This is a genomic window from Bittarella massiliensis (ex Durand et al. 2017) (assembly GCF_009876955.1).
In the GTDB taxonomy this organism is placed as follows: domain Bacteria; phylum Bacillota; class Clostridia; order Oscillospirales; family Ruminococcaceae; genus Bittarella; species Bittarella massiliensis.
On record NZ_WWVY01000007.1, the window covers coordinates 81476 to 100458 of the forward strand.

The 18983-nt window shown below is 54.7% G+C and carries 24 protein-coding genes; 3 read left to right on the forward strand and 21 right to left on the reverse strand.

What is annotated here, in order from left to right; all coding sequences use genetic code 11:
- Window positions 1–823: 823 nt before the first annotated feature.
- The 3 genes from cptIN to GT748_RS09145 all read left to right on the forward strand — a co-directional run bounded on the left by cptIN (window position 824) and on the right by GT748_RS09145 (window position 2223).
- Window positions 824–1288, forward strand: a complete 465-nt coding sequence (gene cptIN, locus GT748_RS09135; RefSeq protein ID WP_021660819.1) for a type III toxin-antitoxin system CptIN family toxin — start codon at window positions 824–826, stop codon at window positions 1286–1288.
- 335 nt (window positions 1289–1623) lie between these two features.
- Window positions 1624–1812 (forward strand): type II toxin-antitoxin system HicA family toxin, encoded by a 189-nt coding sequence (locus GT748_RS09140; RefSeq protein ID WP_044993133.1) that lies wholly within the window; start codon window positions 1624–1626, stop codon window positions 1810–1812.
- Between the two features lie 18 nt (window positions 1813–1830).
- Window positions 1831–2223: a type II toxin-antitoxin system HicB family antitoxin gene (locus tag GT748_RS09145; protein WP_021660817.1), complete on the forward strand. Its 393-nt coding sequence runs from the start codon at window positions 1831–1833 to the stop codon at window positions 2221–2223.
- Window positions 2224–2275: 52 nt separating this feature from the next.
- Here GT748_RS09145 and GT748_RS09150 read toward each other — a convergent pair whose 3' ends face one another.
- The 21 genes from GT748_RS09150 to GT748_RS09250 all read right to left on the reverse strand — a co-directional run bounded on the left by GT748_RS09150 (window position 2276) and on the right by GT748_RS09250 (window position 18977).
- A complete protein-coding gene (locus GT748_RS09150; protein ID WP_021660816.1) occupies window positions 2276–2860 on the reverse strand; it encodes a M23 family metallopeptidase in 585 nt (194 codons plus the stop codon).
- Window positions 2860–3156, reverse strand: coding sequence for a phage holin family protein (locus tag GT748_RS09155; protein WP_021660815.1), 297 nt, complete (start codon window positions 3154–3156; stop codon window positions 2860–2862). Before GT748_RS09155 ends, GT748_RS09150 begins: the two co-directional genes overlap by 1 nt.
- 58 nt (window positions 3157–3214) lie before the next feature.
- Window positions 3215–3574: a hypothetical protein gene (locus GT748_RS09160; protein WP_161213465.1), complete on the reverse strand. Its 360-nt coding sequence runs from the start codon at window positions 3572–3574 to the stop codon at window positions 3215–3217.
- Window positions 3525–3674 carry a hypothetical protein gene (locus GT748_RS09165; protein WP_161213464.1) on the reverse strand — a complete coding sequence of 50 codons (150 nt, stop codon included), beginning with the start codon at window positions 3672–3674 and terminating at the stop codon, window positions 3525–3527. The genes GT748_RS09160 and GT748_RS09165 overlap by 50 nt, the downstream gene beginning before the upstream one ends.
- An 11-nt stretch (window positions 3675–3685) precedes the next feature.
- A complete protein-coding gene (locus tag GT748_RS09170; RefSeq protein WP_161213463.1) occupies window positions 3686–3970 on the reverse strand; it encodes a hypothetical protein in 285 nt (94 codons plus the stop codon).
- Window positions 3971–3983: 13 nt separating this feature from the next.
- Complete coding sequence (locus GT748_RS09175) at window positions 3984–6674, reverse strand: DUF859 family phage minor structural protein (RefSeq protein ID WP_161213462.1); 2691 nt, start codon at window positions 6672–6674, stop codon at window positions 3984–3986.
- 11 nt (window positions 6675–6685) lie between these two features.
- Window positions 6686–8617: a hypothetical protein gene (locus tag GT748_RS09180; RefSeq protein WP_161213461.1), complete on the reverse strand. Its 1932-nt coding sequence runs from the start codon at window positions 8615–8617 to the stop codon at window positions 6686–6688.
- 4 nt (window positions 8618–8621) lie between these two features.
- A complete protein-coding gene (locus GT748_RS09185; RefSeq protein ID WP_161213460.1) occupies window positions 8622–8975 on the reverse strand; it encodes a DUF6711 family protein in 354 nt (117 codons plus the stop codon).
- Between the two features lie 10 nt (window positions 8976–8985).
- Window positions 8986–11817, reverse strand: a complete 2832-nt coding sequence (locus tag GT748_RS09190) for a hypothetical protein (RefSeq protein ID WP_161213459.1) — start codon at window positions 11815–11817, stop codon at window positions 8986–8988.
- Between the two features lie 267 nt (window positions 11818–12084).
- Complete coding sequence (locus GT748_RS09195) at window positions 12085–12645, reverse strand: Gp15 family bacteriophage protein (RefSeq protein ID WP_161213458.1); 561 nt, start codon at window positions 12643–12645, stop codon at window positions 12085–12087.
- Window positions 12638–13090 (reverse strand): hypothetical protein, encoded by a 453-nt coding sequence (locus GT748_RS09200; RefSeq protein ID WP_161213457.1) that lies wholly within the window; start codon window positions 13088–13090, stop codon window positions 12638–12640. Before GT748_RS09200 ends, GT748_RS09195 begins: the two co-directional genes overlap by 8 nt.
- Window positions 13091–13099: 9 nt before the next feature.
- Entirely contained in the window at window positions 13100–13819 is a 720-nt protein-coding gene (locus tag GT748_RS09205) for a hypothetical protein (RefSeq protein WP_161213456.1), read from the reverse strand.
- Window positions 13820–14266 carry a hypothetical protein gene (locus GT748_RS09210; protein ID WP_161213455.1) on the reverse strand — a complete coding sequence of 149 codons (447 nt, stop codon included), beginning with the start codon at window positions 14264–14266 and terminating at the stop codon, window positions 13820–13822.
- Window positions 14263–14703 (reverse strand): minor capsid protein, encoded by a 441-nt coding sequence (locus GT748_RS09215; protein WP_161213454.1) that lies wholly within the window; start codon window positions 14701–14703, stop codon window positions 14263–14265. Before GT748_RS09215 ends, GT748_RS09210 begins: the two co-directional genes overlap by 4 nt.
- A complete protein-coding gene (locus GT748_RS09220; protein ID WP_161213453.1) occupies window positions 14700–15047 on the reverse strand; it encodes a hypothetical protein in 348 nt (115 codons plus the stop codon). The genes GT748_RS09215 and GT748_RS09220 overlap by 4 nt, the downstream gene beginning before the upstream one ends.
- On the reverse strand, window positions 15041–15418 hold the full coding sequence (locus GT748_RS09225) for a hypothetical protein (protein ID WP_161213452.1): 378 nt from the start codon (window positions 15416–15418) through the stop codon (window positions 15041–15043). The genes GT748_RS09220 and GT748_RS09225 overlap by 7 nt, the downstream gene beginning before the upstream one ends.
- 12 nt (window positions 15419–15430) lie before the next feature.
- Entirely contained in the window at window positions 15431–15562 is a 132-nt protein-coding gene (locus GT748_RS09230) for a C2H2-type zinc finger protein (protein WP_161213451.1), read from the reverse strand.
- Between the two features lie 10 nt (window positions 15563–15572).
- Complete coding sequence (locus tag GT748_RS09235; protein WP_161213450.1) at window positions 15573–16451, reverse strand: hypothetical protein; 879 nt, start codon at window positions 16449–16451, stop codon at window positions 15573–15575.
- A 14-nt stretch (window positions 16452–16465) separates the two neighbouring features.
- The gene (locus GT748_RS09240) at window positions 16466–17026 is read right to left on the reverse strand and encodes a phage scaffolding protein (protein WP_161213449.1); all 561 of its coding nucleotides are present in this window, start codon (window positions 17024–17026) and stop codon (window positions 16466–16468) included.
- A 192-nt stretch (window positions 17027–17218) separates the two neighbouring features.
- Window positions 17219–17431, reverse strand: coding sequence for a hypothetical protein (locus GT748_RS09245; protein WP_161213448.1), 213 nt, complete (start codon window positions 17429–17431; stop codon window positions 17219–17221).
- Window positions 17424–18977 (reverse strand): phage minor capsid protein, encoded by a 1554-nt coding sequence (locus tag GT748_RS09250; RefSeq protein WP_161213447.1) that lies wholly within the window; start codon window positions 18975–18977, stop codon window positions 17424–17426. Before GT748_RS09250 ends, GT748_RS09245 begins: the two co-directional genes overlap by 8 nt.
- Window positions 18978–18983 lie beyond the last annotated feature (6 nt).

The window sequence follows — 18983 nt, forward strand, 5'->3', positions numbered from 1 at the left end:
TACTCTAAACACAATTATCTACATGTTTGGAGACGCTCAAAGACTATATAAAAAAGCTAAAGTAAATAATGACCAAATTCATAAGCAAGACAAAATGTTTTTACATGTGATAAAATGCGATTACTATGCTACAGTTATCCCAACACAATGTTACAAAATAGCAACAGACCTGTCTTTTATCTTTCAATAAAAAACGGGTCTGTATTTGTTGGTGCGGGAGATGGGACTTGAACCAGCGTGCAGCAAATTTGGCACTAGCCAAATTGCTGACAAACGTGATGATTATACCGTTTTTCGCAAAATTGTTCAAGCGGAATACTTGCCAAAAAAGCAAAAAATCAAATACAAGTGGGTTATAAAGTGGGTTACAAATTCGGGCGTTTCCCAGCCTCTACCGCCTCTAAAATTTCCGCCATATAGGGCAGGGTCTTGATCCAGTCGCAGAGGAGGTGCCACTCAACTCTCGCTAACTTAAGTTCTTTTTTCTTATAAGCAAGCATCAGACTTTAAGAAAAATAATGGGGTGCTATTTTGATTTTATTTCCCGTAAAATGGTGTAAAATAGCAAAAACAGCATTAAAACGGCTCTAAAACGAGCTTTCAAACACCCATTACCTATTTTGACGTTTTACACCATGCGGAAGATGGTATATTATATAGGCAGAGAGATAGGCCCCACCGCCGTCCTCTGCGTGTCGCGTGTCAGCAGCGACTCATAAGTGTCTGACGTGCTTTAGATTGTCGCGTGCCAGCAGCGACTCATAAGTGTCTGGCTTGAAAGGTGCCCTTCTGAAAAGAAGGGCATTTTCTTTAGGGAGGTAAGATGGAACTCGAAGAAAACGGATTGTATGTGATAAAGGACTCTTATTTTTCTGATTTCAAAGACAAACACCTTATGTTAAACAAACTTGAAAGCCGCCCTTATTTTTATGCTCTAAAAGAATCCGACAATATTTTTTGGATGATCCCACTTAGCTCCAAGGTAGAGAATTACCGGGCTAAAATCAAAAAATACGAAGCAAAGTTCGGACGCGGAAAATGTGTTTTTTACCATATAGGCAAAATGATGGGAAAAGAAAGCGTATTTTTAGTAGGGAACACTATTCCCGTTTCACCCAGATATATCAAGCAGGCATATACTGTAAGGGGGATCCCGTATGTCATCGAATCTCAAGCCCTGCTCAATAATATAAAAAGAAAGCACAAAAAATATCTGACCTTGGTCAAGCAAAAACGACTGCGCCCTAATATAGATATTTTTACTATCCACGAAAAGCTTCTTCATTGACTTTTTGAGAAAAATCGCATATAATATAGACACCAAGAAAAACTTCATGTTTTGTAAGAGCCGTGGATATGATCCACGGCTCTAGTTTTTATAAACAAAAATCGGTATGATTTAACTTGTTGGTAACTTGCTTTACAAAAAAGCTGGCCGCGTTCGAGTGCGCCAATGATACAAGATGTATCCCCAATCCAGATCCAATACCCCAAATATAGATCAAGTTTAACTTGCCAGTAACTTACTGATGTACAAAAATAGTTGTGGAAAATTCACGAAAGCCCTTGACTATACGTGCTAATACGTGTTATAATATGAATACAGTAAGGAAGGGGAAACAAATGCCGATGACCGCCAAAGAGATGATAAAGCTTCTCACCAAAAACGGGTTTCAGGTAGTCGCCCAAAACGGGTCGCACGTTAAAATGAAAAACCCCGAGATAGGAAAGCAGACAACGGTTCCCCTCCATGCGAAAGACCTCAAAAAGGGGCTGGAGCAGGCAATACTGAAACAGGCGGGGCTGAAATAAGCCCAGAAGGAGGACACCATGAACAAGTTATTTTACCCGGCAGTATTTCATTGGGCCGAGGAAGGGGGCTTCTGGGTCTCCTTCCCTGACCTGCCCGAATGTTTGACCCAGGGGGACGATATGGCCCAGGCCTATGAGATGGCGGTCGATGCGCTGGGCCTCTGCTTGGTCTCCAAGGAGCAAAACAAAGAGCCCCTGCCCAAACCTTCAGAACCCGATAAAGTATCCGTAGAAGACGGATTTTTAGTAGTTGTGGAGTTTGATATGCTCGCCTACAAAAAGCGCGCCAACCCCCGCGCAGTAAAAAAGACATTGACCATCCCGGGATGGCTCGACGAGGAGGCCACAGCTAAAGGGGTAAATTTTTCCCAAGTTCTTCAAGAGGCGCTCATCGAAAAACTGCGCGCATAGCAAAAGCGCCCCGGCCTGCTAAAAAGCAAGTCGGGGCGCTCTCTATGTACTCTTAGATTTTGGGGAGACAGGCGTCTCTGGGGTCGACCCAGTCACTGCCATACCCGGCGACGATGGTCTGGTTGTCCGGGGCACTGGCCTTGGTGTGCGTCCAGCGCATGGGGTCCACCGTGGTGTCCTTCGCCCCTCTGGTGCCCTTTTTGAGGATGTTCGAGTTGCTCGCCAGGGTGGGTGTGTAGGCAGGATACTTGGTGTCGGTGTCGAGCTCTACGTGGAGGTGCGCGCCGGTGGTGTACTTCCCGGTGTTCCCCACCGTGCCGATGCGAGTGTCCTTGGTGACCCGCTGCCCCGGCTTCACCCGCACGTCTGCCATGTGGTAGTAGCGCCCCACCAGTGGGCGGTGTCCGCCGTCAAAGTGGTTGACGCAGTCATCATAGACGATCCCCACCACGTAACCGCAGACATCGTCCCAGCCGGCAAAGGCCACCACGCCGTTACCCTGGGCGTAGACGATGGGGCCGCCGGTCATGTCCTGGCCGTAGTGAACGCCGCCGAAGTCTCGCTGGTAGGCGCTCCCCCACTTGTAGGATGCGGTGAGCCGGGCCTTGTTGATGGGCTGGATTAGTTTTTGCGCCATTATTTTTCCTCCTTTTTAGCCTGTTTGATGATCTGGTTGACGTACACGCTCCCACCCGCGAGGAGTAGGCCCTGCACCACGGCCACAAATACCGCCATCAGGACGTTTTGGACAGTGGACAGGTCGGAGGTCGCGCAGACGTAGATAGCGCAGACAGCGACCGAAAACGCCCCCAGCACGACTGGGATATACTTGTCCTTGAGCAGTTCGGTGTGTTTCAGAGCGGCCCCAATGATGTAGCACACCACCGCGACCGGGACGAGTTCCGGCTTGATGTAGTTGATAATCTGTTCCATTTTGTTCCTTCCTTTCTGTCCCACGTGGGGGCAAAACAAAAGCGCCCACCCAGGGCGCTTATCTGATAATGAGCGAGAGGGCAGCGCCGGCAAGACCGGCGGCAATGGCCCCAATGAGCGCCGCCACCAGCTTGTCCCACATGGACGCGGGCTTGCGTTCCAATTCGGCCAGGCGCTTGCTGGTGTCGGCCTGGTCTTCCCTCATGCCCTGCATCTGGGTAGCAAGTTCTTTTACAGACAATGCCAGTTGCTGGATGGCTTCCTGGTTTTCCTCCAGCTTGTCGATTCTGTGGCTGTTGGATTTGGCACGCTGCTCAACCGCCACAATGATCTCCTGGCTCTGTTCCAGCTTTTCGATTCGCCGGCCATTAGATTTTGTTTTTTGGTTTACGACCGCGATAGATTCCACATTCTCCACAACCTATTTCACCTCCTTTCATGCCGTCCGCTTCCAGACGTAGACTGCCAGATACGGCTTCGAGCCAGTACCGGCCGGCGAATTGCGCCAGTTCATCCACCCCGTCTCCCCCTAACAGTCCTCGGCGTCCGCCCACTCGGGCTGCGCCTTAATCTTGGCATACATGGTCTTGCGCAGGTTGCCATTGACCTGGGTCTCGGTCAACTCAGCGGTCACGTCCTCGGTAGACACCGGTGCGCCTGCATTGGCCGCCCGGGTGTCCTCAGTAAGGTAGCTGTACAGGGTGGCGGTCACCGTCGCCCCGTTGTCCGGGTGACAGCATACCAGCAGCCCATCAATGCGGTGGTAGCTGGCGGTGGTGCCGTTATCATAGGTGATTTGTTTTGATAATGCCATAATTTTCCCTCCCTTATTTCCACCGGCCAATGGCATGCCAGTGGACCGGCGTAACTCGTGCATAATCGCTGTTGTTGGTAACTGACCCCCACCAAAGCGTCGCATTCACTCCGCCCAGCTTGGCCGAAAATTCCCCAACAGTGTCAGCAAGGACTGTTATAGTCATTGATGGGGGTGCCAAAAACCCCACCGGGAACAAGATACTCTGCCCTGTTATCCCGATAGTGCTATGCGCCGGTACTGATTGGCTTGTAACCACGCCGTAGGACGCCATTGTCCCGTCCGGCCATTTCGTCCAGGACCCATTGGAGTTGCTGCCAGATTGGATTCCCGACGGTCCTACCCACTCCGTTGTGCTCCCTCCAATTGCCCGATACCTAGAATATATCGCTCCCCCCGCAGTTTCGATGTAAGCCTGCATAATGAGGATCGAGCTTCCTTCCACGTGGACGATCCCAGCGGACTTCGATGGGCAATTTGCAACTTTTCCCGACGCTGCCACCGATTGGCGCACAAGTATTGTCTGGCCCGGCATCCAGTAGTCGTCAAGGTTATAGCTTCTCGTTTCGTCAAGCAGTTCGACTTTCGCGCTCGATGGCATGGCTCCCAGTTGCTCTGTGGTTGGTTTGTTGCCTGGATGGTACACTTCGCTTCCTTCGGTAATAATCACTCCCGCCACGTCCAGCGCCCCGGAAGCTCTGATTTTCCCGATCCCCACGCCGCCCTTGTCCAGGTGCATGGTGGGAATGCCCCGGTCTATGATGCCGACGCTGGTTGCCGTATTGAGTGCATCAGTGGCAGAAAGCATCACCGAAAAGGACTTCTGAAAATCAAAGCCCCCCGCCCCCAGGTCGCCCGGAAGGTAGCCCTCGAATGCCCACTCTCCGCCGGTGATGGCGATAGAGACGGCCCCGCCGTCGGTGTACTGCTCGGCGGACGTGGCCTTGTACTGGTAGGTGGAGGCAAGGGAGTTGTCGGATGCACCGAAATTCCCCGGCCACCACACCCCCTTAACGGCGAGCTTGGTCTTGTTGTCCACGTTGTTGTCCCGGCGAAGTTGCATCTGGGTGACGCGCGGCGGGGTGTAGGCCACCAGAGAGGCCAGCCGCTCCACAACGGTCTGGTTGCCCCGGCTGTCCACCGCCGCCACCCGAATGCTGCCGGAGGAGGCCCCGGCCAGTTGGATGGCCACGTCAGAGGCGGAGTAGGCGGCGGACGCCGTGGCCCCGCCGCAGTAGAGGATGTACTGCTTGATGGTGGCGGAGGTGGTGCTGCTGGCTGCCTGGGCTGCCGGGATTGTCACCTTGAGAGTGCTCTCCCCCGCCACCAGTATCTGATCGTCGCCAGTGAGAGCTACCGTTTCAGGGCGGATGTCCGCGAAGGAGTAACCGGCGAACACCGGCGCGGCTGCTGTCGGGTTGACGGTGGCCGTCCCGCTTGCTGTGGCGGTGCCAATTAGCTTTCCGTAGTGGTAGCACCAGATGGTAGCTTGGGCTGCCGCCGTGTTGCTGTTGGGGGTGGCCGCATACTCTGCCGCAATCTCTGTCGCTGTGGGCGTCCAGGCGTAGGAGGTTGCCACCCCGCCGATCTCTTTGATCTGTTTGCCCGCCACATAGAGCCGCAGGGTGTGGCTCACCGCATTCCGGCTGCGGGAGATGGAGACAGTGTACCCGCCGCCAATGGTGTGGTCAGGCTTGCTGGTGATGCTGCTGACCGGCGGTGCCGAAGCGGTGCCGGTCTGCTGGCTGGTGCCGATGTTGCGCCCGTAATGGTAGGCGGTGCAAACCATCTTCATGGCCACCGACGTTCCCAGGGCGTAGACCTTGGCAATTTCGGCAGCGGTCAGGTCTACGGTGTAGGAGGCCCCCACTCCTGTGGCGGTGCGGACGAGGGTTGACCCCGCGTACAGCTGCAAGGTATGAGTCACCGAGCCCCGCAGCCGATTGACAGCGTAGGTTCGGCTGTCTCCCACCACAAAGGTGGGGGCCGTCTGCAATGTGCTGTTGCCCACTTGGTAGCAGGTGGCCGTCCCTTTGGCGTCTCCCACCAGGGTGCTTCCGGAGTAGGTGTTGCACCAGAGGACGACTGCTCCGCTGGTAGCGCTGCCCATGGCCGCGTAGATCCTCTTGACATCCGCTTCTGTAAATGTCCAGGTGTGGCTTGCCCCCACCCCGCTGGCGGTCTTGATGGCCACACCGCCCACGTCCAGCTGAATGGAGTGGGTGAAGCTGCTGGACGCCCGGCTGATGCTCACCGTCACATTGTCCCCAACTGTGAAGTTGGGAGTGGAGATGCTGCTGGCTCGCGGGATGGTGTCTATGGAGTAGTCCGCCGCAGTGGAAATCGTGCCCACCCACGACCCAGACAGGGTGGCATTGAGCGCGAACGAGGCCGACGCGTACAGATATTTGCTGCCATCCGCATTGTGGTAGACCCGCTTGGTGGCGGTGGCCAATGTCTTAGGCGAGTTGGACGCTTTCAAGGTCCCCACCACTGCCGAAAAGTCGAACTGTTGTCCGTCTATGGTAATGTGCCCGTATTTCGTGGCATTGGCCACGATGGAGTAGCCGCCGTAGGCGGATATTTGCAGGGTGGCGGTGATGTCGCTGTAATTGCCGCTGATGCTTTGGCTGGCTGACCAGATAAGATTGAGCCCATAGTGGCCGCCTCCAAAATCGGTATTGCCGGAATGATTGAGAGCCAATGTCTCACCCCCTAGTCATTGATAACAAAAAATGCCCCGCCAGCCACCGGGATGACCCGCAGAGCGCCGCTTATATCGTCCGGGCGTTGAACCGTGAACTCCCCCAGGGCTGATAATTGGCGGATGCGCCCGCTGTCCTTGTTGAAATAGGCCACATCCTCGCCGGTGTCGGCATTGCGGAAGCGTACCTGCTGGTTGTCCAGCGACGCCTGGAAGGGGTCCCCCTCCTTGGTGATGTCGATACCCCGCGAGGTGATTTTCACCCCGCCGGCGTCAATCTCATTTTGGGCCTGCTGCCAGGCAGTGCAGACTTCCCCCTGTATGACCGTCCAGTCGGCAATCCACAACGTCCCCCCCTCCACCATGGCCTCAACGAGGGCCGCCGGTGAATCCGCCACAAAGCTGCCGGTGATCTCTGTCCACTCCTCTGCGGCGGCCAGTTCTCGGCGGTGCCCGCCGTGGGAGATGTAGGCAGAGGTGGAGGCCCCTGTCTCCAGCTTGTACTGGCAGTAATAAGCGTACCTCTTGCCCGCCACCGTGGGGATCGTCTGCCCCAGACGCCCAGTCAGGCCGAGGGCAAAACAGCCGCCGGCCGCGGTGGAATTGTAGACGGCGGTAGAGGTGTCACAGACCACTTGCCCATCCACCTGCCAATCATCCAGCCCCAGGCGGCCCGAGCTGCCCTTGATCCTGTTGGCGCCGCCGGTCCGAGACGCGGACAACACCAGGCCGTCCACTCGTTGGGTCAACTCCGTAACCTCGGTGACGATGGCGTCTGCGGTGTGGGATACCTCCTTGATCTCTGACCGGGTGTAGTCGAGCTCTCGCTCAAGCACATTAGACTTTTGCCGCAGGACCTTGATGGATTCATTCAGCGGGCCGCGCTTCGGCTCTGTGGACGGCGACGTTCCGACACTTCGCAGCTCCATTTTCAGCCCACCATTGTAGGTGATTGCCCATTCCATCACCGGCAGCTGCGCGGCCTCGCCATACGCATTTTTGATCGTCACGATGTCGCCTGGCTCAATGGATGGGTCTCCTTGTCCTCTCCACTCAAGCGGCGCATAGCTGTAGCCAGCCACGCCATCGTAGATGGATTTTAGCACGTCTTGTTGTTCCTCTTTGGATGCCGCCGTAAGGGCGTACAGGAGAGGGTTGTTTTCAATCACCAGCGGTGCCCGTGCCTCTGCTCCCTCCGGGTAATTCATGCCCAGGTCACCCTCTTCGGCGATGACGCGCACCTGGTCGATTGGACGGGTGGCGTATTGCGCGCGCATGGCCTCTGTTGTGCTCTCTGGGCCAATCTCTCTGTTGGAGGAGGAGTACCAGCGGAGGTAAAGGCGGCCATCTCGCCCCATCCGGGCATAACACCCAGCTACCTGGGCCGCATATGCAATCATCGCCCGGGCAGTGGTTTCCACAGCGGCCCCTTGCTCGATGAGCAAGGAGGCGTTGGGGAAATTGGCACTTCCCAGCTCAATTCCCGCTATTTCACAAGCACGGCCAACAAGCTGGGCCAAGGTCATGGGCCAGACCTCATTTTCGGTTGTCCAGGCAGCTTCTGCTTTGCAGGCCCTGTCGGCCCCTTTGAGCGTCAGCAACGCCCCGTTTTTTTGCTCCGGCTTCTGCACCACAAAAACGCCCATTGGCACCAGCTCAAGCCCTGCCGCTGTCTCTATCCCCAATTGAGGGACAACCTCTTTCCCCTCCCACTGGATGGCGGCAATGGCTCCATCTGGGTCTGTGACAGCTACCTTCAGTTCATCGGACAAAAACGCCCCCGGCGCTATGTCGCCGCCGCTGTTGGCTAACCCGGAAATCTCAATGGTCTTCACCTGTTCGGCGGAGAGGAGAAGGTTGCCGGAAGTATCCGCCAGCTGCCCCTTTGCCCTTCTGCTGGGCGCAAAAATGTCATTCAGGTATGCTTCGCTTACGGGAAACATTGATTCACCTCTCTGTCATGGACAGCTTGACGTTCCAATATATCTGCCCGTTTCGTATGTACTTGATGGGCACTGAGCGGTCGCCGCAGTATGCGGTGATGGTTCTTCTGCCCCCAGTATAGGGGTCTGGGTAGGCCAATGCGAAAAATACCGGCTCCACCTTCTCCAGCACCGTCCTCATGGTCGGGCCGTCCAGCTTCTTATATTCGACTTCCACCTTTCGCTTTGTCGCCACTCTGTCCCGGATGAGCTGCCCCAGCGAGTTCCGTTCAGATTCACCATCCAAGTCCATGATTGTAACGGTGATTGCATCGGGCACAGGCAAGGCCATGCCGTCAATAGCAATGAGATTTTCCAAGTCTTCCTCCTTACACCGGGAAGGGGAGTTCCCCGGTTTTTGCCAAGTGGTCAATGATGGACTGGATGGCGATGCGGCCAATCTCTTTTTCACCGACCTGCAACACCATGTCCCCACGATTCCCTCTGGCGTCCCTCCACGCCCTCATCATCGCCTGATACATGGATTCGCCGCCGGCCTCCTGGCTCACGATATCCCGAATGAGGCCCTCCGGGGCCTCCAGGTTGCGCCCGCTTCTCTGGTCGCCCAAGATGGCTGCGAACTCCTGGTTCGGGGGGATGACCGCGCCCTTTGCCAACTTCGGGATTTGAGGAACAGGCAGAGGGTTTTGCCCCCAAAGACCTTTAAACGGGGAAACTCCTAGGATTGAGATATTTCTAATAGTGTTCAAAAAGCCATTGATTTTGTTGAACGGGAACGCGATAATTTTATTCAGCCCGTCAATAATTGCATTCACCACTTTTTTGAACATGTTTGAGATTCCCTCGGTAATCCCAGAAAATATTTTCCCGCCGACAGAGAACACGTTTTTAACAGCATTCCAAGCCGCAGAAAACTTATCTTTAAACCAGTTGACAACCCCCGAAAACACCGACTTGATGCCTTCCCAGGCGGCGGAAGCACCATTTTTAAGGGCGTCCCACATTCCGCCGAAGAAATTTTTGATGGGCAGAATGATGGTATTGTTGAACCACTCGGAAACCCTCCCCCAGATGTATTTGATTCCCACAATGCAGTTGTTGGCGAAGTTTTTGACCCCATCCCACAAACCGCTGAAAAAGTCGGCGATCGGTTGAATTACATAATTGTTAAACCAGTCTTTTACCGTATTCCAAACCGCTTTTATTCCTTCCCACGCGGAAATAGCAAAATTTTTGACCCCGTCCCATAAATTTCCGAACCATTCGCATATAGCATCCCATGTTTCGCAAAACCAGTCAGCTACTGCCTTTGCAACTTCTTTGATTTTATCCCACAAACCAATCCAAAAATTTCGGAAGTCCTCGTTGTTGTTCCACAAAGCGATAAATGCGCCAATCAGCGCTCCAATGACTGTAATTATCAGCATGATCGGGTTTGCATTTTGCGCCGCATTAAGAGCTAATTGAGCTATTGTTACAGCTTTCTGCGCAATTTCGACCGCGAGAATTATTGCCTGATAAGCTCCCCACGCCGCCACCAACCCTAAAATAATAGGGGTTAAAGTGCTCATGTGATCTGCAAGCCATTGCAGGATCCCTACAATTACGCCTCCCGTCCATTCTGCGATAGGCTTCAAAAAATAGTCCCACAAAAATTGAGCAGCCGGCGCAAAGTTTTCAATAGTTGTATTGATAGATTCGATAGCTCCGCTTAGAATGTCGATAAACAATGGAACTACATTGTTCATCGTCCAGGAGCCAAATGGCACCAATACATTTTCCCATAGCCAAAGGAGGCCTTCCCCCACATGAACCGCAAAAGGAGCCAGTGCCTCCCACAATCTGTGAAGCGAATCGTTTATATTTCTCCAATCCACCTTTGCGAAGCCGTCTGCAAGCGCATCAATGAACCGGGGCAAACCTTCACCCATCACCCATTTCCCAACCGGCACCAGGAAGGTATTGTAGAAGTCCTGTAGCCCTTGCCAAGCGAATCCGCCCAGACGGGAAAGCTGGTCGCCCAGGCGTCCGAAGGCGTCAATGGTCGGCTGTAATAACGCCTGCAATGCGGTGATGTCGGTGCTGATTTCTTCGACGCCGGTAACCGGGAAATCGATAGGGCCAACCGCCGCCCCCGCTCCGCCGGGGGAGCTGCCACTGCCGCCGGCGCCAGATGAACCGCTGCTTTTTGACAGGACATTCAGCTCGTCAAACGGGGCCAAGGCTCCCTTTGCCTTTTTCCCGGCCTTGGCGGCCTCGTTTCCGGCCCCCTTGATGGCGGAGCCCAGCCCTTCCTGTGCCGCTGCGTTGGCGTTCGTGGCCGCCGCTGCCGCCACCTGTGTCTTGGCTACCTTTTTCCCGAACAGGGCAGAGAGGGCCGTGCTTGCCGTCTGGGCAAATGCAATCAGCTGGGAGAGCAGGGCATTGAGCATCTTGACCGTCGGGGCCAAAACCTGCACCAAACCGTTTCCGACAATCCCCATGAGCTGTTTCCACTGCTCGGAGAGGATACGGGTCTGATTGGCCCAGCTGTCCTGTGTTTTTGCGAAATCTCCGGCCGCAAGCCTGGTCTGCTCCATCACATACTGGAAACGCAGCTGTACCTGTTCCGCCTGGCTCATAGCCGAAGTGGTTTTCCCAAAACCGTTCGCTAGGGCATATGCGTCGAGATTGGTCTGGGTCATTACCACGCCGATTCGTTTGAGGCTCTCGGTTTCACCCGTCCAGATAGATTTCAACATGGTGTCGGCTTCGGCTTGAGACACATTGTAGAATGACGCAATATCAGCGGTTCGTTCCGCCGCCTCCATTGCCATTTTGCCGGCGGCCTCTCCGTACTGACCCATGCCCTTGGACATTGCCATATAGGTGGAGGCTGTTCTTTTGGCCGCTAGTTCTGACATTCCGAAGTTTTTGATGGAGCCTTTTGACCACTCGTCAACAGCTCCAGACATCCCGCCGAAAGCTGTTTCGACGACATTTTGCACCTCGGTGAGGTCAGACGATATGCTGATTGCCTCTCTGCCAAAATTGACGAGCCCACGGACGGCGAATGCGGTAATGGCTACCTTGCCCAGGCTCTTTAAGGCACTTTTTAGGCCGCCCACCTGTGAAGTTATATTTTTAACTCCGTCTTGTAGCCCGGAAGTATCCATCTGTGTTCCGATGCGGATACTCCCATCCAGTTGCCCCATTGCCAATGTATACACCTCCTGCGCCGCTCATCGGCACAGTGGCACTACTTGAGCATTGTCCTATCAATGCCCCAAAAGCAAGGGCAGGCGCGGTCTTTCGACTGCGCCCGGCCTCACCCTTGGGGTCTATTTTTTTGTTGTTCTATGCGGATTTCAAACACTTTCCCGCAATGTCGCGCCCGACACTTGATGTAGAGCCCCCGACATTGCGCCCTGGCTTCCCGGGCAATCTGCTGTGGATGCCCGCAATAGGGGCAGAGCACCTTTTCCCGCTTACTCTCCGTTGCCATCGCCCCCATTCAGTGCTGCCATAAATTTCTCCTCATCCGGGTCTTTGGGCTGCGGTAGGGCGAATTTTCGGCGCATCTTCATATATGCCGCACGGGTGTCTTTGTCCATCTTGGAGAGGTCAGCGGTGCGGAAGTCAATCACCTGGGTGTAGGCGCATTCCCCCAAATCTCCAAAGAGACGGAGAAAGCGGAACCAGTGCATCCGTTCCCGGTCAATGTCGATCCCATAAGCTCGGCGGAATCCGCTGTAGATTCGCCCCGCGTCGGCATCAAAGGAGAAATAGTTGATGTTCTCTCCCTCTTCTTCCTCCGTTGGCTTATCCTCTTCACCACCAGCCACAAACCACTGCAACCCGCGAATGGCTGTTTCGTAGTCGGGGACACCGGCCCCAAAAAGGAGTTGCGACGCAAGCACCAACCGCTCCACCTCGTCGCACTCGGGATCGCCCAAAATCTGCGAAATCTGGATACCAATGCGGTAGTCAGTGCGGATGAGGTATCCCTCGAACTCGTCCGGGAGTGGGTCAAGCAGGAAGTTATACATTCCCCTTGCGGGTGGCACTGTATTTCTTCTTCAGGGTTGCCTCCCGCTCCTTGGCGTACTCGGCAAAATAGGGGGTGATAGCCTCCAAAAACTCCGCGTACAGGTCAACCGACGGGATGATGGGCCCAAACACCTTGCGGCAGGTGTCAGTCCCGAACACATCGTCAATTCGGTCGCGCAGGTGAACGTGGATTTCTGCGTTGAGCTCTGCCCTTGCCTTCGCCTGTTCGCGCTCATTTGGCCATTCTCTTTCGCCGAGCTCTTCTGCTCTGCCCTTGATGCTTTCGATGTATGCGTCAAACTCCTCCATCATTTGAAAGAACCGCCTGGGGAAGTCCTGGTCGCCGAAATTCAAGCAGATTTTTTCGCCGTCATCGTTGACCTCGATCCATTTTGCACCAGTATTTACCCGAATGGAATTTGTAAGCTTTTTAGTGTTTGCCATTGCTCCTCCTTAGCCAGCTGCCGTCATGGTGATTTCCTGGAGCAGTGCCGCCGAAGCTACGGTAATGTTGCCGTTGGCGGCAGTCATCCCATCAGCCATCACCGTATAGGCATAGCTGCCGGTGGGCAGTTCTACTTCCGCCACGCCGTTGCCGTTGGTGGTGAGCACCCCGTCGTTCACGGTAATTTTTGCCCCGGAAACAGCATTGCTGCCAGATTTGACAAGGAAGGTCACCAGCTGCTGGGCCCCGCCGTCCGGGGCGAAGGTCTTGGTCGCAGGGTCGAAGGTGCCGAAGGTGCGCTCCCCAATCCAGTGCAGGGTACAGGGGCAGGCAACGCCCTTGGTATCTCCGCCAAAAGAAGTAAGCTCAATTACCGCGTCCTGCTTCCAGGCGACATATTTCCCGGCCCCGGCGGTCTTGTAGAGCTTTGCCCAGATGAAGGGCTGCACCACATCCTCCAGAATCAGCTCTTTTTCCTCAATTTCGTCCAGCTTTTCCGAGAAGAGATTTCCGCCGGTCACGTAGATGGGGTCGAGCTCGGTTGTTTTCTCATAGGACGAGAGCTCGGTCTCCACATTCCCCAGCACATCCGCAGTAGATTCCACCGTGGGGCTCTGCTCGATAGCCACCGATTCGATTCCCTTACCGATGATTTCCGGCGTCTTCCCCGCCGGCGCGTAGAAGAGCGCAAAGGACTTGCGCTTTTGTTTTCCGCTTGCAATTGCCATTTAACTATTCCTCCTGTAATGTTTTTCGTAGGTCACCGCGATTTGGATTTGGTAGAGCCCGGTTTGACCGTCCTCCGAGAGCTCAAAGAGCATCCCATTCTGCGCGGTGACAACCTCCATTTCTGGCCGGTCACCCACTGGCGGGATTTGCCCCGTCCATTGCTGTTCTTCCACCCAGTCGGCAAAGAGATCGAGAAACTCGGTATTCTCCACCCGCACCACGTCGTCAATTGTCCAATCTCTGGCGTAGAGGGCGAGGTTGTACTGCTTGGTTTTGAAGATGTTCCCCAGCACGTCTTCCTCCACGCTGACGTCGGCGCTGCCGGTCGGCATGATGCCATAGTTGCCAGGCTCCGGCCCTGTCCAGTCCACATGCTGGCCGCCGGTGAACTGCTCCAGGTGCGGGCAGGTAGAGAGCCAGTCCCGCATAATTTCAAATACTGTCATTTTCTGCCACCTGCTGTTTTTCTCACCAACGTCATGACTGCTTTCCCTCTATCTGCCCACATCCTCTTCACCCACATCTTGCCACGCTTTGGTGCGCCGCGGTGAAAAACGATGTCTTTTATGGTGACATGTTTTGGAACTTTCCCGGCCATCACTTTCCCGTACCAGTTTACTTTTGCATACGGCCCAGGGTAGACAATAAGCCCGCTTCCAACCGCTGTAGCGACCACGGCGCGCTGCTTCAGGGAGCCGCTTCGCATGGGCACATAGGCATCCGAGTATTGCAGTACGGCGCTGTCAAGCACTCCTTGCCCCCTGTTAAATCGCCCAGACCATCTTTGGCTGTACTGCGGATACCAAGTGAGTTCCGCCGACAGTTCTCCGGCTCGAAATCGCTTCCCTTTTGGCAGCGGAATATAGTGGATATTAGTTCTCACTTGGCCCGCACCTCCCAGTATTGCAGATATGCAGATCCGCCGTCCCACTTGGCGATGCTGGTTATCGTGTATGCATCTCCCTGCTTCACAAGGTCTCGGATTGGGCTTTCTGGCGACACCTCAAATGTACACAGGCCTTTCAATAGGTAATCCTTCCCGCTGGTCTTCTCGGGGAGGTCGGCGTCGATGGGGAGATGCACCAGCACACTGTCTACCGCAGCGCCCCCAGTCTTGTTGAGGGCGGTTCCCCTGGTGCCCTCCCAGTAGACCTTTCCCACCGCCAGCCGCCTATAGCTTCCATCTGGCCGGCAGAGGTAGAGGGTGCAATCAGCGTTGGTCAGCATCTTCCCACGCCCCTATAGCGGAGAGGGTGAGAACGCGGCAGGTTTCGGTCGATGGCCTTTTCCAGCTTCTTCCCCCATTGCGTTTCCCACTCGGCTGACGTGTCATAAGACACCGACCGCGCCCCTTCTGTCTCGGATTTCAACCCCACAGGGCGCCCTTTCTCCGTGTTCTCCCAGCTGTACAGGACATCCACAGCCGCACAGACGGCGTTTTTTACCGCCTCGTCCGGCTCGGCGCCTTCTTTCAATCGCCCAAAGGTCAGCCGATCTATTTCCCCGCCGGCGTCACGAGCGAGCGCCTGGAATTGGCTTTCTGGCACAAGGGAGCCGTGGTAGGTTCCCGAATAGTAGGCATAATCCGCATACTGCAATGCTTTCCCCCCTTACTTACCGTCCTGGTGCTCCTTTTCCATGTGGTTTTCAAGGCCCTTGGCGGATTTATATTCCTTCCCGCAGATGGGGCACGAGAACCCCTCTTCCTTTTCAGGGAATATCAAGCCAACGATTTTACCCATTTCGCGCCTCCTACGCAGTGGCCTTATGATGCAGGTAGATGCCGGCCAACTTGTTTTTGTATGCGTCGGCAATCCCGACATTGCGGTAGCCGAATTTGTAGCCGTCTCCGTTCTGGTTCACAGCGGCGTCGATGATTTTGGGGGCAACGTGCTTCTCGAACTGAATCAAGGCCGGCTTGTGGACAATCAAAAAGTTAATATCTGCAGCGCCAGATGCCTTGGCATACCCGCCAGCCTCCTGGCCGGTTTTCCCGCTCTTGAGTTCGATTGCCGTATAGAATCGGCTCTGCGGCACCTTGGTAACAGACGAAAACGCCGCCAGAACTTCCTTGCTTTTGGTGGTGTCCAAATCTCGAATCATCCCATACAGAGTGGGAGTGATGAACAGATGTCGATCAGTATCGGGGACTTCGTCCTCGTCCATCTTGTCGACCGCCACCCGCAGAGCCTGCAAAACGGCGGCGCCGTCTGCAAGGGTCGCGCCGGTACTCACCTTGGAAATTCCATCTTTTCCGGCATAGCAGGCGAAGCGGAAAGCGTCCAGTTCGGGCACAACTTTGGTGCGGACAAATTCACCGGCCAGCCGCCCAAAAGCAATTCCGGCGGTCTCCATATTGTCCATTGTGTCAACGGTGAACATCCGGCCCCGGTCGTAGTTGCATTTGACGGTCTCGTTGGTGAGGGTGACATCGCCGTTCACGTACCCATCATTGCGACTGTAGTCGCCAAGCCCCTGCATATCCAGCATGGGGATAACGAGCTCGTTTGCGTTCGCCCCCTCTCTCACCAAATCGGGGTTGCCGTCCAGCTTGGCCGTCAGAGACGCCAGCTTGTAGACCTCGTCCAGCATGGGTACGAATTTCTGCGCAAGTTTAATGTTGTTTGCCATTTTCTTATTTCCTCCTATTCATTGGGCAGCCCAAACGCCGCGCGCAAGACTGCCTCATCGGCGTCCCCTCCATTTGCCTGGACGCTTCCTGTGCCTGTAGCAATGGAGGGCGGTGTTTCCTCTTCCTCAAAGAGATACCCGTTTTCTTCTTTCAGGGCGGACAGGGCCGCCTCTACGTCGTGCTCTTGGTTCTTGCTGGACTTCAATTCCTCCATGTCCAACAGCGCGGCAATGGCCTTGGTGTTTCGCCCCCTCGCTCTTCCAATCGCCCGGTCAAGTATGGATTGGAACTGTACTTCGGCAACCTTCTGCTCCGCTTCTTTTTGGGCTGCCTTGTACTTTTCCTCCCACTCTTGAGCAGATTTTCTGACCGCCTCAATGTCCTTGCCCTGCTCCTGCATCTCCTGGATGGCTTTTGTCGCTTCGCCCAGTTGGGCTTTCAGAGCCTTGACCGCCTCGTTCTTGCTGTTGTAGTCATCCCGGCCGACAAATCGCTTACCAATCTCGGCACTGATTTTCTGGTCAATTTCGGCGGTATAGCCGTCTCCCAAAATTTCCTTCAAAAACTCAAGCATCGCTTTCCTTCCTCCGCTGTCCTTTTTTTCGGGCCAGCCCCCGTTTTGCGGCGCCCGTTCTTTTGTCCCCTGGGCCGGGGGTAAAATAATAGCAGGCCCTTTTCGGCCTGCTCTTTTGGTTCTATTTCTGCACTTACCGGCAGCATCGCCTCCTTTCATGGCATGAAAAAACCACCCGTAGAAACAGGTGGTTCACATTATCTCATCCAAAATATCCTTAAATCGCTTGCCTCCAACCATCCAGTTGTCCAACAAGTTATCAACTCCCGAAAAATCTTCCTCTTCTCCATCGGAATTCCAGGTGTAATACATCCCATCCACAGAGCAGACAGAGTACTGTTTCCCACCATACTGGAAGGCAGGTTCATTTACCAAAAGCCACTGTTCAACTTTCTTTCTATCCACCCTTACCTCCTCCTAGCAAGTCCGCGTTCTCTATTTTCTCTTCGTCTGTAAGAGACCTTGTCGTTCTCTCTTCCAGCACCCCATCTTCTCCCCATGTGTATTCGTGCACATGATATGGTTCAGTCCTATCCTCTCCAAACCTATGTTGCTTAGGCCTGCTGTGGTCCGACGAATGGACTTGACGTTTGAGCATCCCCTCGCTATCGTAGATACTTCGGTCTATCTGTATCTTGCCGCTTCTGTACTTGATCTTGCTTTCAATGACAGCGTGAGGGCGGTACACCTTGGGGATAGATGGCTTTTCTTTTTCCTTCCAGTCATCCGTTACAATTATGGTTCCATCTTCATTGTACCTGTACTGCCGATATTTTTCAATATTTTTGCGCACCGCCTTCGAGGCCTCCGCCGCCTCTTTCTTACCCCATCCAGCGACCCACGCTCGTTCCTTCTGGGTGGTAAGACCGGCGGCAGACGAAAACTTCTTGTACTCGCTTTCCAACCGCTTCAATTTGATTTGATGGGCTAGCTTCGCATCTGCGTCTCCCGCGCCTTCTGCCGTCAGTATGTAGTTTTTCTGCGACCGCATGGCCCGCTCGATTTGGCGCTGCTTCTGGCTCGCCTCGTACAGGCTGTAGTGTCTACCCTGGTAGGTGATGCCCTTCTGGTTCTGCTCCTGCATCTCCTGTAACTCCGCCTCGGAGTAGACGGGAGCGCTTACGCCCAAAATGACCGGGTAGGCGATATGCCCACAGTTGAGCGTCCCAATTCGGCGATTGAGGTTGTCGTTGATCCGTTTGTACTCGGCATCCGAATACTGCCGGCCCTGGTACGGTTCATGGTCTGGGGCGCTGTCTGGGTGGGCGCTGATTTCCCACCCAGTGGCCCCCATGCGATCGTGGGTCTCTTGGCTGATCTGCTCCTGCATGAGGCCAATTCCGCCCATGATATTTCGCCGTATTGCCGCCTCTAACTTGGTGGTGACACCGCTTTCATAGTCAATCACCCGAACCCCGTATTTTGCGAGATTCCGGCAGGCATTGCGGACGGCGGTGTTGTAATCGGACGCGCCCGTAAATACCTGCTTAAAGGCAAAATCCGTGGCCTTGTGGTACGCTTTTTGTAGAGGGTACACTTTTCCATCTGGCCCAACCATTCCCAGGGTCTGGGTCAAGTTGGAAAAATCCTTTTTGGCAAGCCGCTTTGCCACCTTGAGCTGTTGCTGAAGAGTTGCATTCGCGGCAAATGGGATAGCTGCCGCTGTAGGCAGGCGTGAAAGATCGAAGCGGTAGCCAACCTCCGCCGATTGCTGCATGAGTTTTTCCGCATCCGCCGCACTCACCTTGAGGATTTTCTGGAGTTCCTTCTTTACCTGCTTCTGGCTTATGCCCAACTCCTGAACTTTCCAGGTCTGGTATGCGGCAGTACTGGTGAGCTGCCCGGCCTCCGACACTCGCCGGGCGATGTCCCGCAGCAAGAATTCGGCAATTGGGTCGACCGTCTTCTCGGCGGCATCCTGTAGCCCTTTAATTTGTTTCGGGGTCAGCATTGGCGC

Bases quoted from the DNA above. Each gene is read 5' to 3' on its own strand.
- cptIN (WP_021660819.1), top strand. From the start codon at position 824: ATGGAACTCGAAGAAAACGGATTGTATGTGATAAAGGACTCTTATTTT.
- GT748_RS09140 (WP_044993133.1), top strand. From the start codon at position 1,624: ATGCCGATGACCGCCAAAGAGATGATAAAGCTTCTCACCAAAAACGGG.
- GT748_RS09145 (WP_021660817.1), top strand. From the start codon at position 1,831: ATGAACAAGTTATTTTACCCGGCAGTATTTCATTGGGCCGAGGAAGGG.
- GT748_RS09150 (WP_021660816.1), bottom strand. From the start codon at position 2,860: ATGGCGCAAAAACTAATCCAGCCCATCAACAAGGCCCGGCTCACCGCA.
- GT748_RS09155 (WP_021660815.1), bottom strand. From the start codon at position 3,156: ATGGAACAGATTATCAACTACATCAAGCCGGAACTCGTCCCGGTCGCG.
- GT748_RS09170 (WP_161213463.1), bottom strand. From the start codon at position 3,970: ATGGCATTATCAAAACAAATCACCTATGATAACGGCACCACCGCCAGC.
- GT748_RS09180 (WP_161213461.1), bottom strand. From the start codon at position 8,617: ATGTTTCCCGTAAGCGAAGCATACCTGAATGACATTTTTGCGCCCAGC.
- GT748_RS09195 (WP_161213458.1), bottom strand. From the start codon at position 12,645: ATGTATAACTTCCTGCTTGACCCACTCCCGGACGAGTTCGAGGGATAC.
- GT748_RS09200 (WP_161213457.1), bottom strand. From the start codon at position 13,090: ATGGCAAACACTAAAAAGCTTACAAATTCCATTCGGGTAAATACTGGT.
- GT748_RS09205 (WP_161213456.1), bottom strand. From the start codon at position 13,819: ATGGCAATTGCAAGCGGAAAACAAAAGCGCAAGTCCTTTGCGCTCTTC.
- GT748_RS09210 (WP_161213455.1), bottom strand. From the start codon at position 14,266: ATGACAGTATTTGAAATTATGCGGGACTGGCTCTCTACCTGCCCGCAC.
- GT748_RS09220 (WP_161213453.1), bottom strand. From the start codon at position 15,047: ATGCTGACCAACGCTGATTGCACCCTCTACCTCTGCCGGCCAGATGGA.
- GT748_RS09230 (WP_161213451.1), bottom strand. From the start codon at position 15,562: ATGGGTAAAATCGTTGGCTTGATATTCCCTGAAAAGGAAGAGGGGTTC.
- GT748_RS09235 (WP_161213450.1), bottom strand. From the start codon at position 16,451: ATGGCAAACAACATTAAACTTGCGCAGAAATTCGTACCCATGCTGGAC.
- GT748_RS09240 (WP_161213449.1), bottom strand. From the start codon at position 17,026: ATGCTTGAGTTTTTGAAGGAAATTTTGGGAGACGGCTATACCGCCGAA.
- GT748_RS09250 (WP_161213447.1), bottom strand. From the start codon at position 18,977: ATGCTGACCCCGAAACAAATTAAAGGGCTACAGGATGCCGCCGAGAAG.